A 15329-nucleotide genomic window follows, 5' to 3' on the forward strand; every position below is an offset into this window, starting at 1 on the left:
GCTTTTCGCCAAGTGAGTTACATCAGTAAAACAGTTGGCGGGTTATGGCCAGAGAGTTGCTGAACAGGCAATTGCAATTAAGGTCGTCCGCAATGCTCAATACCATCCGACGCCCCGCCCTTGCCGCCGCCCTCGCCGCGACGCTGGCAGTGCTGTCGGGATGCGACGGCAAGTCCGAAGGCGTGCCGCAGGTGATCGTCATCGGTGCGCAGCCGCGGCTGGCAGAGCCCGCCAAGGCGATGTCGGCGGGCGATTCGGTCCTGGCCGATTCCGTTGCGCAGGGCCTGGTGCGCTTCGACGCGCGGGGCCAAGTCGAGCCCGGGCTCGCGGAAACCTGGAACGTCAGCGACGACGGCCTGAGCTACATCTTCCGGCTCGCCAGCACCAAGTGGCCGGAAGGCCGGAAAGTCACCGCCGAGCAGGTGGCGCGCATGCTTCGCCGCAAGATAGCCAGCGGCAGCCGCAATCCGCTCAGGGACACGTTCGGCGCGGTCGACGAAATCGTTGCGATGACCGACCGCGTGCTGGAAATCCGCCTCGCCCAGCCGCGCCCGCATCTGCTGCAGCTTCTCGCCCAACCCGAAATGGGCCTGATCAACGATCAGCGCGGGACCGGGCCGTTCCTGCTCGACAGCGCGGGCAGCAAGGACGGGCGCTTGCGACTGGTGCGCGAGGTGCCGGTGCCTGACGAGGACGAGATGCGGCAGGAGCAATTACTGTTGTCCGGAGCGGCCGTGAAAGACGCGGTGGCAGCCTTCATCGATGGCGGCGTCGAGCTGGTCCTTGGCGGCACCTTCAACGACTTGCCGGTGGTGCAGGCGGAAAAGGTGCCGCGCGGCGCGCTTCGCTTCGATCCGGCCGCCGGCCTGTTCGGCCTGATGCCGGTGCGCGAGGGCGGTCTGGTCGACGATCCGCAGGTTCGGCAATTGCTCAGCCAGAGCATCGACCGGCAGGCGCTGATCGACGCATTGGCGGTGCCCGGCCTGCTGCCGCGATCCACCGTGCTGGAACCGGCGCTCGACACCGGCGCTGACCCGGTTGCCCCGGAATGGTCAGCGGTCCCACTGACGGAGCGCCAGGCGGGGCTGGTCGCGGCGGCGGCGCGGATGTTCGGCGCCGACGACAAGCCGACGCTGTACGTCGCCTTGCCGGACGGGCCGGGCGCCGACATCCTGTTCAATCGCCTGAAGCAGGACTGGGGCGCGCTGGGCATCGAGGTGCAGCGGGCCGAAAAAGGTGGGCGCGCGGATCTCACGCTGATCGACGAGGTCGCGCCGGCGACATCGGCCGCATGGTACCTGCGCCACTTCCGGTGCGATGTCGCTGTCGTGTGCGACGTGGAAATTGACGAGATGCTGGCGGCCGCGCGCAATACCGCGGTGCTCGATCAGCGCAGCGCCCTGCTGACCGAAGCTTCGCGCAAGGTCGATGCGCAGCAACTGTTCATTCCCCTGGCGGCGCCCATCCGCTGGTCGCTGGTGTCGTCGCGCGTAACCGGCTTTGCCGGGAACCGCTTTGCCATCCATTCGCTAACGGGCCTGGAACAACCGTTGCTTCGAACAGGGCAGTGATGGACGGCAGGACTGATCGCATTTCCGGCATGTTGGCCAACGACCCGGCGTCCGTCCGCGGGCGCGTCGAGGCGCTTGAGAAGGTGATGGAGCGGCTGGTGGTGGTACCCGGCATCAATCGCCCCGTCGGACTCGACGTGCTGCTGGATTTCGTGCCCGTGGTGGGACCGACCGCCGCCGCCGCCATCGGCGCCTACCTTGCCTGGGAAGCGCGCAACCTTGGCATGTCGAAATGGACGATGGCCCGCATGGGCGGCAACGTCGGGGTGGACTGGATGCTTGGCCTCATTCCGTTCGTCGGGGCGGTGCCGGACTTCTTCTTCCGCTCGAACACCCGCAACCTGCGGATGATCAAGCGCCACCTCGACAAGAAACACCCCCAAAGCGCCAAGATCGACGCGACCCCGCTCTAGGCGTCAGCGAGCGAGTTCCGTCTTCAGGAACGCCCATTCGAGAGCGGCGCGCTTGGCGTCTTCGGCACGGTCCGCGCCGACCGAATGCCCGCCTTCCAAGAACTCGTGATAATAGACCGCATTGCCCAGGGCTTTCAGCCGCGCGGTCATCTTGCGGGCATGACCCGGATGCACGCGGTCGTCCTCGGTCGACAGGTAAACGAACATCGGCGGATAGCGGACGCCGGACCGGACCTGCTGATAGGGTGAATAAGCGCCGAGGAATGCCCAGTCCGTCGGCTTGTCGGGGTCGCCATATTCGTCGATCCACGACGCGCCCGCCGACAGATGCGAATAGCGCTTCATGTCGAACAGCGGAGAGCCGGCGATAACCGCGGAGTAGAGCTCTGGATGCTGAGTCATCGCCGCGCCGACCAGCACTCCGCCGTTGGACCGGCCGGAGATGGCGACGCCCTCGGGTCGGGCGACGCCGGTCGCGATAAGGTCGCGGGCCACCGCCTCCAGATCGTCGAAAGAGTTCTGCCGCTTCTCGCGCAGTGCATCCTTGTGCCACGCCGGGCCATATTCGCCGCCGCCGCGGATATTGGCGAGAACGAACGCGTCGCCATCTTCCACGAGGAACAGGCCGAGCGGTCCCGACCGATAGGGTTGCGACGTCAGGTACGTGGGCGTCTGCGCGGCGCGAAAGCCGCCATAGGCGTGGATCAGCGCATTGGCCGGCGCCGCTGCGCCTTTCTTGCGGACGAGGAAGTACGGGACCTTCGTGCCGTCCTGCGACGCCGCGAACTTCTGCTCCACGGAGAAGCGCGACGCATCGAACTGCGCCGGCAGCGATTGCACGCGCTCGATTGACTTGCCGGTCACGGCCAGCAGCGACGTGGGCTCGAGCATGCCTTCGACGGTGGCGAACGCCATGTCCTGCGAATCCGCCGTGCCGACGATGTGGATCGTGCTGTTGGCAGCAAGCGGCATGGCGACGGTCGTCCAGCTGCCGTTCGCCTGATGGCGCAGCGCGAATAGTTTGCCCGACACGTCGTCCAGCGCCTTCACCCACAGCACATCGTCGCTGGCTGTGACTTCCTCGATCGATTGGGAAGCGGATGGCGCCATCACCAGCGTCGCGGCCGGTTTCGACCCGGCAAGCATGGCCGGCAGGTCGAAGGCGACCAGCGAGCCGGGCGCGAACTCGCCCAGCGGATCGACCAACCGGACGATGGCCTGTCCGTCGATGACCGTTTCCAATTCGCTCGTGTCGGGAATCGGCAGTTCTACCAGCTTGCCGTCAGCACCGAACAGCGAAAGGCGGCTGGCGTAAAATCCGGTGCCGCGGCGGACGCCGACATAACGGGCGGTCTCATCCGTCACTGCGAAGGGGTCGACGGAGATATCCTCCTTGGCACCTTCCGCAACCACGGTGGCCGCGCTCCACGGCGTGCCGCGCTTCCACATCTTGACCACCCGCGGATAGCCCGACCGCGTGCTGCTTGCTTCGTCCTCGACCGCCGCGACCAGCAGGGTGTCGCGGTCGAGCCAGGTGGCGCTGTTCTTGCCCAGAGGAACAGTGAACCCGTCATCGACAAAGCTGCCGCTGGGCAAGTCGAATTCGCGAATGACGTCGGCATCGCCGCCGCCCGGGCTGAGCGAAACCAGGCAACGCCGGTTTTCGGGGGGCAGGCAGTTGGCGCCGTGCCACACCCAGCTTTTGCCCTCCGCCTTGCCGAGCGCATCAACGTCGATCAGCACGCGCCATTCCGGCTTGCCCGCGACAAAGGCCGCGATCGGCGAGACGCGCCACAGGCCGCGTTTGTGGTCCGCGTCGACCCAGTGATTGGTGACCATGTCACCAAGCACGGCGCCGGGCATCGCGATCTGTTGCGGATCGTTAAGCAGGGCGAGTGCACGCTTGCGCCGTTGCTCGTATCCCGGAACGCGGGTGAGCGCGGCTTCGGCCTCGCTGTTCCACGTCTTGACCTGCGCCAGCGGTCGCGCGCCCTGCACATCCTCCAGCCAAAGATATGGATCGCCGCTTTGCGCGGCGGCGGCAGACGCAGTCACGACCGCCGCGGCGGCCAGGGCAAGTTTACGCAACGTTCTTCCTCCCGGGATGTGCGGCCACCGTGCCGCCGCCGCGGGCGTTGCGCAAGGCGGGGCGGGCGCTAGTCTCCGTACATGACCTTCCGCTTCCTTGCCGCCGCCGCGCTGGCTGTCGCCGCCCTCCCCGCAATTGCTGTCGCGCAGGCGCCCGCGACCGCGCCCACCGCCGCCGATGCCAAGCTGAAAGCGATCTACGACGGTTATGCGACGTGGAATGGGCAGCAAACCGGCTATTTCGAAGACCCGGAGGGCGAAAGTCAGCCGTCAGATTTCCTGCCCCGCGTCGATCCGGCATCCCAATTGCGGCGCGCCGAGTACCTTCGCGACGTGCTGGCGCAGGTCAAGGCCATCCCGGCCGGTCAATTGTCCGCAGAGGAGCGCGACAACGCCGCGATCCTGACCACGATCGTCGAAGCCGAACTGGCCAACGCCCGCTTTCGCGAGTGGGAGATGCCGGTCAACAGCGACAGCAATTTCTGGACCTATCTCGATACCGGCACCCCGTTGCGCGATGCCGAGGCCTATCGCCGCTACATCGGCCGGATGCGCGACATCCCGCGCTACTTCGGCGAGCAGGTGGTGAACATGCGCGAAGGCCTGCGGCGCGGGCTGACGCCGCCGGCGATAACCCTTGCCGGCCGCGACGGGTCGATCGAATCCTTTACGAAGGCGGGTGAGGCCAACGCCTTTTACGGCGCCTTCAAGGACATGCCGTCGACCATAACGGCGGACGAACAGGCGCGGCTGCGCGCGGAAGGCCTGGCGGCGATCAAGCAGGCAGTCGTGCCCGCCTATCAGAAGCTGCTGGTCTTTTATCGCGGCACCTACCTGCCCGGCGCGCGAAAGACCGTGTCGGCGCGCGACCTGCCCGACGGCGATGCCTATTACCGGTCCGAAATTCGCGAATATACGACCACCGACCTCACTCCGGAGGAGATCCACAAGATCGGGCTGGGCGAGGTGGCGCGGCTGGAACGCGCGATGCAACAGACCATGCGCGACGCCGGCTTCAAGGGCAGCCTGGCGGAATTCCTGACGTTCCTGAAGACCGATCCGCAATTCATCGCCCGGACGCCCGACGAGTTGCTTGGCGTGTCATCTTATGTCGCCAAGCGCGTCGACGGAAAGCTCGGCGACTATTTCGGACTGCTGCCGCGCCGGCGTTTCACCATCATTCCGGTGCCCGAAGCGCTGGCGCCCTTTTACACCGCCGGGCGCGGCGGGCTCGAAAGCTGCCAGATGAACACGTACAATCTGCCCGTCCGGCAACTGTACAACATTCCTGCCCTGACGCTGCACGAATGCGCGCCCGGGCACAGCTTCCAGGCAGCGCTGTCGGTCGAGGGCAAGGCCCTCCCCGCCTTTCGCCGCAACCTCTATTTCTCCGGCTATGGCGAAGGCTGGGGGCTGTATGTCGAATGGCTCGGCAATCTGATGGGCATTTACCGCACGCCTTATGAAAAGTTCGGTCAGCAAAGCTACGAGATGTGGCGTGCCGCGCGGCTGGTGATCGACACCGGCATTCACCGCTATGGCTGGTCGCGCGCGCAGGCGATCGACTATCTCGCCTCCCACACCGCGCTGTCCCAGCACGAGGTCGAGACCGAGGTCGACCGCTACATCAGCTGGCCCGGCCAAGCCCTGGCCTACAAGCTTGGGGAACTGACCATCCGGCGGCTGCGCAGTGAAGCCGAGACCGCGCTTGGCCCCAGGTTCGACCAGCGCAAGTTTCACGACCTGATCCTGGCGCTCGGCGCGGTGCCGTTGCCGGTGCTGGAAAGCCGCGTCCGTGCCTATATCGCGGAAGCCCGGAAGGCCTAGTCTCCGCTGATCTTCGGATCGATGTCGCCGGGCGCAACGCCACCGTCGGCATCTTCCTCGATCGCGTCGGCCGGATCGCTGCGCAGCACGGGCTTGCCGACGTCGCCCTTGCCGACGGTGCTGCCAGCCATTTCGAGCATCCGTTCGAGCGGTACGCGCGCGGCGTCCATCAAGTCGGGAGCCAGCTCGATCTGCGGCTGAAGGTCGCGCAGGCTGACGTAGAGCTTCTCCAGCGTGTTGAGCGCCATGTACGGGCACATGTTGCAATTGCAGTTCCCGTCACCGCCCGGGACCCCGATGAAGGTCTTGTCCGGGCGCGCCTTTTCCATCTGGTGGATGATGTGCGGTTCGGTCGCGACCAGCACGATATCGCTGTCCGTCTCCGAACAGAATTTGAGGATCGAGCTGGTGGAGCCGACATGGTCGGCGTGATCGATGATGTGCGGCGGACATTCGGGATGCGCCGCCACCGGCGCTCCGGGATATTCGGCCTTGAGCTTCAGCAACTCGGTCTCGCTGAAGGCCTGGTGGACGATGCAGATGCCGGGCCACAGCAGCATGTCGCGGTCGAACTTGCGCGCGAGATAGCCGCCAAGGTGCCGGTCGGGGCCGAAGATGATCTTTTGATTCTTCGGAATCTGGTCGAGGATGGTTTCCGCCGACGACGAGGTGACGATGATGTCGCTGAGCGCCTTCACCGCCGCCGAGCAGTTGATGTAGGTCAGCGCGATATGGTCCGGATGGGCCTCGCGGAAGGCTTTGAACTGGTCGGGCGGGCAACTGTCTTCCAATGAGCAACCGGCATCCATGTCGGGCAGGATCACCGTCTTTTCCGGCGACAGGATCTTGGCCGTTTCCGCCATGAACCGAACCCCGCAAAAGGCGATCACGTCGGCGTCGGTCGCGGCCGCCTTGCGCGACAAATCGAGGCTGTCGCCGACGAAATCGGCCAGGTCCTGAATTTCCGGCTTCTGATAATAATGGGCGAGGATGACGGCGTTGCGCTCCTCCTTCAGACGCTGGATTTCCGCCAGCAGGTCGACACCCTTCAGGCTGATCGGTTGGTTTGTCATTTGGCCCCTTCGGCGGCGCGGCGGCGCTGCGCTTCCTTGATCGCGTCTTCATAGGACGTGGACACGTCCCAGCGGCTTGGATCGTTCGAGTCTTCCGAAGCGAAGCGCGCAACGACCTTGGCATCTTCGATGCCGGCCGCGCGAAGCGGCATGGCGAAGCTGCGCTCGACAGCCTGTCGCGCCGAATCCTGCGCCATGCGCATCGGCACCTGGGCGATTGCCTGTTTGCGCAGGTCGGCGACCGCCTTGGCGCGATTGGCCTGGTCGAGCCGCTCTTCCGAATTGGTAAAGGTCGCAAGCAAGCCGCCGGAGCCATATTCGCGCGCCTGGGACAGGTCGACTTCGGGCCCGGCGATCTCGACGTCCGGAAGGCGGACGCGCAACGTCTTGCTGCCTTCGTCCCAGGCCACGTCCTTCTGGTTCAGCCGCGCCAGGTCGACTTCATAACGCACCGTCCCCGGCAGGATCAGCGTGCGTTCGGTGGTAAAACCAAGCTTGCTTTGGCTGGCCGAGGAAACCGACACGAACCGGGCGACGAACGTGACCAGCCGGTTCTGGGCGCGCATCGATTCCAGGCTCGACGTCGCAATGGCCTTGGGGTCGGGACCGCTGAGCAGGCGGTCGATCAGCCCGGCACCGCCCAGCGCGATGCCCATTAGCAGCGCCACCAGCACGGCGACGATCAGCAGCGGGAGTCTTATCGTGTCGCGGTCCATCTATCCTCCTCAACGTCGGCGAGGCCGCGGCGTTGCAGGTCGAGCAAATGGGCAAGCACCGACGCCCCCGCAGCGCCGCGCAGGCGAGGGTCGAGCCCGGGATAAGCGCCGGCGACGATTTCGGGAATGCCCTGCGGTTCGTCGCCGACCAGGCGCAGGATCTGCCGTTCGCGCTGCATCCTGTGTCCCATCAGGTGCCGGACATATTGGGCCGGGTTGGTCACGGCCGGCCCGTGCGCCGGATAATAGATGCGGTCGTCGCGGGCGCGCAGCTTGTCGAGGCTGGCCATATAGTCGGCCATGTCACCATCCGGCGGGATCACGACGGTCGTCGACCAGCCCATCACATGATCGCCGGTGAAAAGGGCGTCGCCCCACGCAAAACACAGGTGATTGGAGGTATGGCCGGGCGTCGCCACCGCGGTGAGCGGCGAGCCGCCGATGTCGATGCTCTCACCGTCCGAAAGCACGCGGTCCGGTGCATATGCGCCGTCGAAGGCGGCATCGGCGCGCGGTCCCACCGTTTCCAGCGCAAGCGGTGCACAGCCGATGATCGGGGCGCCGGTCCGCTGCGCTAGCGGGCGGGCCGCGGGGCTATGGTCGCGATGGGTATGGGTGCAGACGATGGCCACGAGCTCGCGTTCGTCCACCGCCGCGACCAGCGCATCGACGTGCGCCGGTTCGTCCGGACCGGGGTCGATCACCGCGACGCGGTCCGTACCGACGATAAAGCTTTGCGTGCCGGTAAAGGTGAAGGCCGACGGATTGTGCGCCAGCAGCCGCGCAATCCCCGGCTCAAGCGCCTCGAGCCGGCCGTAGGGCGCGTCCTCGATCAGGCCGCCGTACCCCGCGCGACCGAACCGCCGACGTTCGCCGGGGCGCTGGAATGACGTGCCGCGATGGCCTTGGGATAGACGTTGCGCAGCAGCCGCTCGAACGTGACGTCCCAGCCGAACAGGCCCTCGACGTGCTGCCGCGCCGCGGCGCCCATCGCCTGGCGGTTCGATTGCCACACCTCGAGTATGTTGGCCGCCATAGCGTCCGCATCGTCGACCGGGCCGAGACGCCCGGTTTCTTCGTCGACGCGGTCGAGCATCGCCCCGGCCGCGACTCCGACGACCGGCAGGCCCGACGCCTGTGCCTCGATCACCGAAACGCCGAACGTCTCGTCGGCCATGGCGGAAACGTACATGTCCGAACTGGCAAGCCAGCGGGCCAGTTCGGCCCGGTCCTTCAGGTAACCGGGCGCAATCACCCGCGGGTTGCCCGACGCGACGATCGAATCCCGGACCGGGCCTTCGCCAAGCAGGACCAGCCGCGCGCCGAGCGCTTCCGGCAGCTTATTGAAAGCGTCAACCACCACTTGCGCCCGGCGTTCGCGATCGAGCCGGCCGAGATAGACCAGTAGCGGCTGGTCCGGCTCAACGCCAAGCTTGCGGCGCACGTCGGGATCGCGCTTGTCGGGAGTGAAGGCGTCCAGTTCGACTCCCAGCGGCACGATCTCCACATTGCCGACGCCAAGCTCGCGCAGCTTATCGGCACCGCCCGCCTCGCTCAGCGCGTAGACTGCGTCGAATCGCCCGTAGAGCTTGCCGCAATACCAGTAGCAAAGCGCCTGCGCCTTGTTGGCGAGCCAATTGCCGAGCACGCGCCGGAACGGGCGTTGCACATAGGCCGTGGGAAAATCGGTGAAATAACCCGCAACCGCCGCGACGTCGGGGTGCTGCCGGCGATAGCCGAGCACCGCCCACGGCAGGTTGTAGGCGTCCTGGCTTTCGATCACGTCAGGCTTGAAACGCTCCAGCGCCTCGCGGACCGCGCCGTTACGCAGCAACAGCCGATAGCGCGGGCTGGTGGGCACCTTGGGCGACCGGATGGTGACCGTGATGGTGCGCCCATCCTCTTCCACATGATCCTCGGCGCCGGGCACGATCAGCATGTGACGATGCGGCGTATTGGCCAGCAGGAAGTCGCGCTTGCGGCGCAAATAAGTCCCCACGCCGCCACCGACTTCGGACCAGCTTTGCGTGACGTCGCAGATCAGCAGGGGCGCTGCTGCACTCACTGGCCTATTCCAGTGGCAAAGTGTCGGATTTGCTTACACGTGGCGGGCCCAGGCCGTTGCCCGGCTAAAAATATTTGGCGGAAATCTGCGATATTTTCCATTTGGCACGCGTATTGCTTCAATGTAGCTGTCCACTTGGTTCCACAAACCACCAAAGGGGCGGTGTCGCGGTTTCTCTGGTCCCGCTGCACCGCCCTTTTTTGTTGTCCGGTTACGATGCGGCGGGCGCGCCGACCAATTGCTTGAGCTCGCCGCTTTCGAACATCTCCATCATGATGTCCGATCCGCCGACGAATTCACCCTTCACGTACAGCTGGGGAATGGTCGGCCAGTCGCTATATTCCTTCACGCCCTGGCGGATCTCGGGATCCTGAAGCACATCGACGGTTTTGAACTCCGCCCCAAGATGTTCGAGGATCGACACCGCGCGGCTCGAAAAGCCGCATTGCGGGAACAGCTCGGTCCCCTTCATGAACAGGACGATATCGTTTTCGTGGACGATCTGGTCGATCTGGTCCCTGGCGCTAGTCACTTGTCATCTCCTCTGGCGCTGCGGTCTGAAGCTGCAGCGCGTGCAATTCGCCGCCGACCCGGCCGCCCAGCGCGGCATACACCAGCTGGTGCTGTTTGATCCGGGACAGGCCGGCAAAGGCCGGCGCGACGACTTTGGCGGCATAATGATCGCCGTCGCCCGCAAGATCCGTGATCGTCACCTCGGCGTCGGGAATCGCGTCCTTGATCAGCCGTTCGATCTCGCTTGCAGGCATCGGCATATCGGTCAGCTCTGTTCCTGGATGATCTGGCGCCGCGCCTCGACCGTCTTGTTGCCGATCGCTTCGCGGATCTGCGCGTCGTCGATCTCGACGCCGGCATTGGTCAGGTCGCCCATCAGCTTGCGGATGACGTCATCGTCGCCCGCTTCTTCGAAATCGGCGCGGACCACGTCCTTGGCGTAGGAGGCGGTTTCTTCCTCCGACAGGCCCATCTTGCGCGCCGCCCACTCGCCCAGCAGGCGGTTGCGCCGCGCGATCATGCGGAAGTTCATTTCTTCGTCGTGGGCGAACTTTGCCTCGTAGGCGCGTTCGCGATCGTCGAACTGGGTCATCGATTGCCTCTCGCTGTTTGACTGCGAGATAGGGGCGCGAGGAAAGTCCGTCCAGCCGCCTAGCGGTTGGTGACGCAGCGGCGGACGGTCGCGGCGACCACCTTGCCGAGAAACAGCAGCAGCTCAGACCCGTGACTGCTGGCGATCGACAGGGCTTCCCGCTGACCGAGCACGATGAGGCCGGTCGGATATGAAGGGGCGCCATCGATGCGGATCAGCGCCTCGGCGCGGACACTGGCCGCGGCGGGCGCGCCGAACAGGGCATGGCCGCTGTTCACGCTACGAATCTCCACGCGCGGGCAATGGGCGAGCATGCGTCCGACAAAGGCGGCTTCGACCCGCTCGATGGCATTCTGGTCCGCCCGGAAAGCCTGCCCGCCGACCATCAGCGCGATGGCGACAAGGTCAATGCCAAGGATGTCCGGCCAGCGATTGGCGATGATGTCCAACAAATCTTCGAGCGAATCCGCTTCGATCGCTTCCAACACCGCCGCGTTGATCGAGGCGACGGCGTCCGAATGGCCGCGCGCGAAGGCGATCAGGTCCTCGTTTGCCTCCTCGGCCGCGCCCAGCCGAGCGCGCAGCGTCGCCACCGCCTGCTGTTCGAATTGAACGACCTGCCCCATGCTTCCGCCATAAGGGCGGACCGGTTAAAATCCGGTGGCCGTAGGGGCTAGAGCTTCTGCCCGGTCGCTTCCCAATCCTTGGTGAAGGCTTCCAGCCCGAGGTCGGTCAGCGGATGCTTGTAAAGCTGCTTGATGACCTTCGGCGGCGCGGTCATCACATCGGCGCCGATCTTGGCGGCTTCGACAATGTGCATCGGGCTGCGGACCGAAGCGACCAGGATCTGCGTCTCATAATCGTAATTGTCGTAGATCAGCCGGATGTCGGAAATCAGTTCCATTCCGGAAAAACCGACATCGTCGTGGCGGCCGACGAACGGCGAGATGAAGGTCGCCCCCGCCTTGGCGGCGAGCAAGGCTTGCGCGGCCGAGAAGCAGAGGGTCACGTTGACCATCGTCCCTTGCGACGAAAGGGTCCGGCACGCCTTCAGCCCGGCTTCCGTCAGCGGCACCTTCACGGCGATATTGTCGGCCACCTGGCGCAGTTTTTCGGCCTGGGCCATCATGCCGTCATAGTCGAGCGCAACGACTTCGGCCGAAACCGGCCCGTCGCACACCGCGACGATCTCACGCAGCACTTCGACGAAATCGCGGCCGGATTTCTGGACTAGCGAGGGGTTGGTGGTGACGCCATCGAGCAGGCCCGTTTCGGCAAGATCGCGGATTTCCTGGATTTCCGCGGTGTCGGCAAAGAATTTCATCATCGTCCCCGGCTGTGGTTGGCGTCTCGATAGCGGCTGCTACACAAGCCGTCATCGGCTGAGTCGGCAATTTCGGGGAAAAAACAGATGAGCGACATCCGGATCGAAACCGACGGGCCGGTGCTGGCGATTACCTTTACCCGGCCCGATCGGCGCAACGCGATCACCGTCGCGATGTACGCGGCGATGGCCGACGCCATCGAAGGCGCCGCCGGCAACGACGCGATCCGGCTGATCACCATCCGCGGCGAAGGGCAGGACTTCACCGCCGGCAACGACCTGCATGACTTCCTGACCGCCCTGCCGCGCATTTCCGACGATATTCCGGTTTGGCGCCTGTTGCGCGCCCTGGCCCGCAACACGGTACCGATAGTCGCCAGCGTACAGGGCAATGCGGTGGGCATCGGCACCACCCTGCTGCTCCACTGCGACCTGGTGGTGGCGGAAGAAGACGCGCAATTCCTGCTACCGTTCGTCGATCTTGGCCTGGTCCCCGAAGCGGCAAGCACCTTGATCCTGCCGGAACTGGCCGGACGTCGCCGCGCAGCCCGCTACCTGCTGCTGGGCGATGCGTTCGGAGCCGCCGAAGCGCTGGACATCGGGTTGGTCAGTCATGTCGCCGCCCCCGGAAAGCGGGAGGCGACGTTCCAGAAGATCGTCGACCGACTGCTCGCCAAGCCCCCGCAGGCGCTGCGCCTGACCCAGCAATTGCTGCGCGAAGGCACGGCCGACGCGGTGCTCGAACGGATGGAGGTAGAAGGCGACCATTTCTCGGAACGGCTGCAGTCCGATGAGGTGAAGGCCGCCATCGCCGCCTTTTTCGCGGCCAAGGCGAAGGGCGCCTAAACGACCACGTAGACTTTCTTCGACCGGGTCATCGTCACAGTCGGACCTTCGAAGAACAGGAAGTCCATCGGCATCGTGTACGTCACCGACAAGGTCTTGAAGCCGGCGCCGGTGATAGGGTCGTCGACGTCGAACGAGCCGGCCGGCGGGCTGATCATCGAAGAATTGATCTTGGCGACGATTTCCGTGTCGCTTGGCCGGTGGTCGGTGGTGGAAGCCACATACAGCGTCGCATAGCGCGCGCCTTCGCCGAGCGCATGCTGCATGGCGGCATTCGCCTGCAGGAGCATGCCGGTCTGGAATATCCCCCAGATGAAGGAGATCAGCACCGGGATCGCCAGCGCGAATTCAACCGCCGCGGCGCCACGTTCGTCGCGTTTCAGGATAGCGAGCCTGATCATTGCGTGCGCATCCCGGCCCGGGCCGTGATTGTGAAGTTGCCGTCGGAGTTCGCGCCGGGGAAAAGCTCGGTGCCGAACAAGGGTTCGAAATCGGAACTGACCGAAACCTGCACGTAGCGGGCATAGGCAACGCCCGCGCTGCAATTGGTGTCGTAGGACGCCTGGCGGACGCCGGCGCATTCGAGCCAGTAGTCCAGCACCACGTCGCCCGAGGCGACGTCCGTGTAGCCGGCAGCATTCGCCGCAATCACGGTTTCATTATGCAGCGTCGAATAAGTGCTGGTGCTTTCCTGATACTGCATGACCTTTTCGATCGACCGCTGGACCACCTGCTCCAGCCCAAGCCGGAAGGAATAGGCGCGGCTGATGTCCACCATGCCGACGAACAGGCTGGCGAGCACCGGCGCGATCAGCGCCAGTTCGACGACCGAAGCCCCGCGTTCGTCGCGGCCAAGAGCCCGGAGCGCGATCATGCGACGAGCCGGATTTTCTTGCCCGTGAAGGCCGACGCACCGGAAGTCAGCGGGCAGCTGTTCGAGATATTGAGGTTGCCCGAATAGGACACGCGCCGCGCGACCAGCTGCAGACAGGACGTCGACATCCCCGCGGTGCCGTTGAACGTCAGCTGCTGGCTCGGGAAATAGAGCGCGCCCTGCAGGAAGGAGCTGGCGTTCCCGTTGACGGAGCTTTGCTGGTTGGCATTGGTGCCGGTCGTCGCACGGCGATCCTGATAGATCATGATCCCGCGATAGTTTGCAGCATCGCCGGTCGCGGCCGTTCCTGGCGCCTTGAGGTTGAGGGTCGCGCCGCCGTTGAGATCGACGTTGCCGATAGTCGCCGTCGTCGACGTATTCCGGTTGGTCAGCACGAAGGTGCATCCGTCGCAGGTCGCGCTGGCTTGCGCGTTGACTTGCAACGAACCGCCGTCGAGCACGATCACGCTATTGGCCGGAAAGGTCACCGATCCGCGAATGGTGATGCTGCCGAAGCAATAGGTGTTGGTACCCATCGCCTTGTAATCGGAATTCGCCGTAAATGTTGTCTTGGTGGTGTTCGAGTTGACCGTCAGGTTCGGACAATTGCCGGACGGGTAGGTCGAAGCTGCCGGTGGGTAGACGTGCTGGAACGGATCGTCCTGAGCCAGCGTAAACGGCTGCAGGACGGTGCCGGTACCCCAGTTGTTGCTGGCGCCGATGCCGCCCACGGCCGCGATCGGGCTGGCTGTGACGACCGACGAACCCGTCGCAACGGCAGCGGTCATCGAAATGGAATTGGTGATCATCCCGCAGCCCATGTCAACGGTCGCATTGCCCGAAGCGGCAATGCCGGTCGTCGCCGTATTTTCCAGGCTGATGACGCAATATTCGCCGCTCGGGACGACCGTGGCCGTCGCGCTGGCGCTGATGGTCGGCGTTCCGGCCAGGAACATCGACGAGAAGCCAAGCGACTTCTGCACCGACAGGGCAACCCGGACCGCATTGGGGTCCGAACTATAACTCCCGGACGCCGGGGAGTTTTGCACCGTGCAGCTGGTGTCGGCGTTGCCCACCCGTACCTGATTGTTGATCGCCAGATCGCGACCGACAGTCGACGTGGCGTCGCACAGTCCGTTGACGCTGATCCCCTGGATCCGGCCCTGAACGCCGGCGAAGGCCGCGGAATCGGCCGCCCGCTGCAGCTCGCGCTTCCACAGGAACCATTGCACCGTGTCGGTGCCAAGTCCGGCCGCACCGATGATCAGGGGCATGGACGCTCCGGCAATGATCAGGGCATTGCCGCGCTTGTCCTTCCACAATGCTCGAAGAAACCGGATCATATCGCTTATCCCACGGATCGCATGCGCTTTGGCGGTTTCTATGGCGCTTCAAGGTGAGCAAATCGTTCAGCGGCGTGGTTAACG

17 protein-coding genes are annotated in these 15329 nt (G+C 64.9%); 4 read left to right on the plus strand and 13 right to left on the minus strand.

Annotated features, from left to right (window positions below):
* Positions 1 to 92: 92 nt before the first annotated feature.
* Both H8M03_RS04635 and H8M03_RS04640 read left to right on the plus strand, forming a co-directional pair.
* The gene (locus H8M03_RS04635) at positions 93 to 1571 is read left to right on the plus strand and encodes an ABC transporter substrate-binding protein (RefSeq protein ID WP_187480573.1); all 1479 of its coding nucleotides are present in this window, start codon (positions 93 to 95) and stop codon (positions 1569 to 1571) included.
* Positions 1571 to 1984 (plus strand): DUF4112 domain-containing protein, encoded by a 414-nt coding sequence (locus H8M03_RS04640; RefSeq protein ID WP_187480574.1) that lies wholly within the window; start codon positions 1571 to 1573, stop codon positions 1982 to 1984. Before H8M03_RS04635 ends, H8M03_RS04640 begins: the two co-directional genes overlap by 1 nt.
* 3 nt (positions 1985 to 1987) lie before the next feature.
* Here the strand turns inward: H8M03_RS04640 and H8M03_RS04645 are convergent, their stop codons facing one another.
* Positions 1988 to 4072, minus strand: a complete 2085-nt coding sequence (locus H8M03_RS04645) for a prolyl oligopeptidase family serine peptidase (RefSeq protein WP_246449100.1) — start codon at positions 4070 to 4072, stop codon at positions 1988 to 1990.
* Between the two features lie 81 nt (positions 4073 to 4153).
* Between H8M03_RS04645 and H8M03_RS04650 the strand changes: the two genes are divergently transcribed.
* Entirely contained in the window at positions 4154 to 5899 is a 1746-nt protein-coding gene (locus tag H8M03_RS04650) for a DUF885 domain-containing protein (protein WP_187480575.1), read from the plus strand.
* On the opposite strand, the gene nadA is transcribed toward H8M03_RS04650, so the two are convergent.
* The 9 genes from nadA to fsa all read right to left on the minus strand — a co-directional run bounded on the left by nadA (position 5896) and on the right by fsa (position 12182).
* Positions 5896 to 6972, minus strand: coding sequence for a quinolinate synthase NadA (gene nadA, locus H8M03_RS04655; protein WP_187480576.1), 1077 nt, complete (start codon positions 6970 to 6972; stop codon positions 5896 to 5898). The two genes, H8M03_RS04650 and nadA, sit on opposite strands and share 4 nt — an antisense overlap.
* On the minus strand, positions 6969 to 7688 hold the full coding sequence (locus H8M03_RS04660) for a DUF4230 domain-containing protein (protein WP_187480577.1): 720 nt from the start codon (positions 7686 to 7688) through the stop codon (positions 6969 to 6971). Before H8M03_RS04660 ends, nadA begins: the two co-directional genes overlap by 4 nt.
* Positions 7670 to 8524, minus strand: coding sequence for an MBL fold metallo-hydrolase (locus tag H8M03_RS04665; protein ID WP_187480948.1), 855 nt, complete (start codon positions 8522 to 8524; stop codon positions 7670 to 7672). The genes H8M03_RS04660 and H8M03_RS04665 overlap by 19 nt, the downstream gene beginning before the upstream one ends.
* A complete protein-coding gene (locus tag H8M03_RS04670; protein ID WP_187480578.1) occupies positions 8521 to 9753 on the minus strand; it encodes a glycosyltransferase in 1233 nt (410 codons plus the stop codon). Before H8M03_RS04670 ends, H8M03_RS04665 begins: the two co-directional genes overlap by 4 nt.
* A gap of 211 nt (positions 9754 to 9964) precedes the next feature.
* Positions 9965 to 10225, minus strand: coding sequence for a Grx4 family monothiol glutaredoxin (gene grxD / locus H8M03_RS04675; RefSeq protein ID WP_246449182.1), 261 nt, complete (start codon positions 10223 to 10225; stop codon positions 9965 to 9967).
* A gap of 52 nt (positions 10226 to 10277) precedes the next feature.
* Positions 10278 to 10526, minus strand: coding sequence for a BolA family protein (locus H8M03_RS04680; protein ID WP_187480580.1), 249 nt, complete (start codon positions 10524 to 10526; stop codon positions 10278 to 10280).
* Positions 10527 to 10531: 5 nt separating this feature from the next.
* Positions 10532 to 10858, minus strand: a complete 327-nt coding sequence (locus H8M03_RS04685) for a DUF1476 domain-containing protein (protein ID WP_187480581.1) — start codon at positions 10856 to 10858, stop codon at positions 10532 to 10534.
* A gap of 59 nt (positions 10859 to 10917) precedes the next feature.
* A complete protein-coding gene (locus H8M03_RS04690; protein WP_187480582.1) occupies positions 10918 to 11484 on the minus strand; it encodes a DUF484 family protein in 567 nt (188 codons plus the stop codon).
* Positions 11485 to 11531: 47 nt separating this feature from the next.
* On the minus strand, positions 11532 to 12182 hold the full coding sequence (fsa, locus tag H8M03_RS04695; protein ID WP_187480949.1) for a fructose-6-phosphate aldolase: 651 nt from the start codon (positions 12180 to 12182) through the stop codon (positions 11532 to 11534).
* A gap of 87 nt (positions 12183 to 12269) precedes the next feature.
* Between fsa and H8M03_RS04700 the strand changes: the two genes are divergently transcribed.
* Positions 12270 to 13028: an enoyl-CoA hydratase gene (locus tag H8M03_RS04700; RefSeq protein WP_187480583.1), complete on the plus strand. Its 759-nt coding sequence runs from the start codon at positions 12270 to 12272 to the stop codon at positions 13026 to 13028.
* On the opposite strand, the gene H8M03_RS04705 is transcribed toward H8M03_RS04700, so the two are convergent.
* From H8M03_RS04705 to H8M03_RS04715, 3 genes are read right to left on the minus strand one after another with little or no spacing between them, the layout of a single operon-like run.
* The gene (locus H8M03_RS04705) at positions 13025 to 13429 is read right to left on the minus strand and encodes a TadE/TadG family type IV pilus assembly protein (RefSeq protein WP_187480584.1); all 405 of its coding nucleotides are present in this window, start codon (positions 13427 to 13429) and stop codon (positions 13025 to 13027) included. The genes H8M03_RS04700 and H8M03_RS04705 overlap by 4 nt on opposite strands.
* Positions 13426 to 13902, minus strand: a complete 477-nt coding sequence (locus H8M03_RS04710) for a TadE/TadG family type IV pilus assembly protein (protein ID WP_187480585.1) — start codon at positions 13900 to 13902, stop codon at positions 13426 to 13428. Before H8M03_RS04710 ends, H8M03_RS04705 begins: the two co-directional genes overlap by 4 nt.
* The gene (locus H8M03_RS04715) at positions 13899 to 15245 is read right to left on the minus strand and encodes a pilus assembly protein TadG-related protein (RefSeq protein WP_187480586.1); all 1347 of its coding nucleotides are present in this window, start codon (positions 15243 to 15245) and stop codon (positions 13899 to 13901) included. The genes H8M03_RS04710 and H8M03_RS04715 overlap by 4 nt, the downstream gene beginning before the upstream one ends.
* Between the last annotated feature and the right edge of the window lie 84 nt (positions 15246 to 15329).

Origin of the sequence: Sphingomonas sabuli (assembly GCF_014352855.1) — a bacterium.
Taxonomy (GTDB): Bacteria; Pseudomonadota; Alphaproteobacteria; order Sphingomonadales; family Sphingomonadaceae; genus Sphingomicrobium; species Sphingomicrobium sabuli.

Coding starts and splice junctions, on each gene's coding strand:
- H8M03_RS04635 (WP_187480573.1), top strand. CDS start 93: ATGCTCAATACCATCCGACGCCCCGCCCTTGCCGCCGCCCTCGCCGCG.
- H8M03_RS04640 (WP_187480574.1), top strand. CDS start 1,571: ATGGACGGCAGGACTGATCGCATTTCCGGCATGTTGGCCAACGACCCG.
- H8M03_RS04650 (WP_187480575.1), top strand. CDS start 4,154: ATGACCTTCCGCTTCCTTGCCGCCGCCGCGCTGGCTGTCGCCGCCCTC.
- nadA (WP_187480576.1), bottom strand. CDS start 6,972: ATGACAAACCAACCGATCAGCCTGAAGGGTGTCGACCTGCTGGCGGAA.
- H8M03_RS04660 (WP_187480577.1), bottom strand. CDS start 7,688: ATGGACCGCGACACGATAAGACTCCCGCTGCTGATCGTCGCCGTGCTG.
- grxD (WP_246449182.1), bottom strand. CDS start 10,225: ATGAAGGGGACCGAGCTGTTCCCGCAATGCGGCTTTTCGAGCCGCGCG.
- H8M03_RS04680 (WP_187480580.1), bottom strand. CDS start 10,526: ATGCCGATGCCTGCAAGCGAGATCGAACGGCTGATCAAGGACGCGATT.
- H8M03_RS04685 (WP_187480581.1), bottom strand. CDS start 10,858: ATGACCCAGTTCGACGATCGCGAACGCGCCTACGAGGCAAAGTTCGCC.
- H8M03_RS04690 (WP_187480582.1), bottom strand. CDS start 11,484: ATGGGGCAGGTCGTTCAATTCGAACAGCAGGCGGTGGCGACGCTGCGC.
- fsa (WP_187480949.1), bottom strand. CDS start 12,182: ATGAAATTCTTTGCCGACACCGCGGAAATCCAGGAAATCCGCGATCTT.
- H8M03_RS04700 (WP_187480583.1), top strand. CDS start 12,270: ATGAGCGACATCCGGATCGAAACCGACGGGCCGGTGCTGGCGATTACC.
- H8M03_RS04705 (WP_187480584.1), bottom strand. CDS start 13,429: ATGATCAGGCTCGCTATCCTGAAACGCGACGAACGTGGCGCCGCGGCG.
- H8M03_RS04710 (WP_187480585.1), bottom strand. CDS start 13,902: ATGATCGCGCTCCGGGCTCTTGGCCGCGACGAACGCGGGGCTTCGGTC.
- H8M03_RS04715 (WP_187480586.1), bottom strand. CDS start 15,245: ATGATCCGGTTTCTTCGAGCATTGTGGAAGGACAAGCGCGGCAATGCC.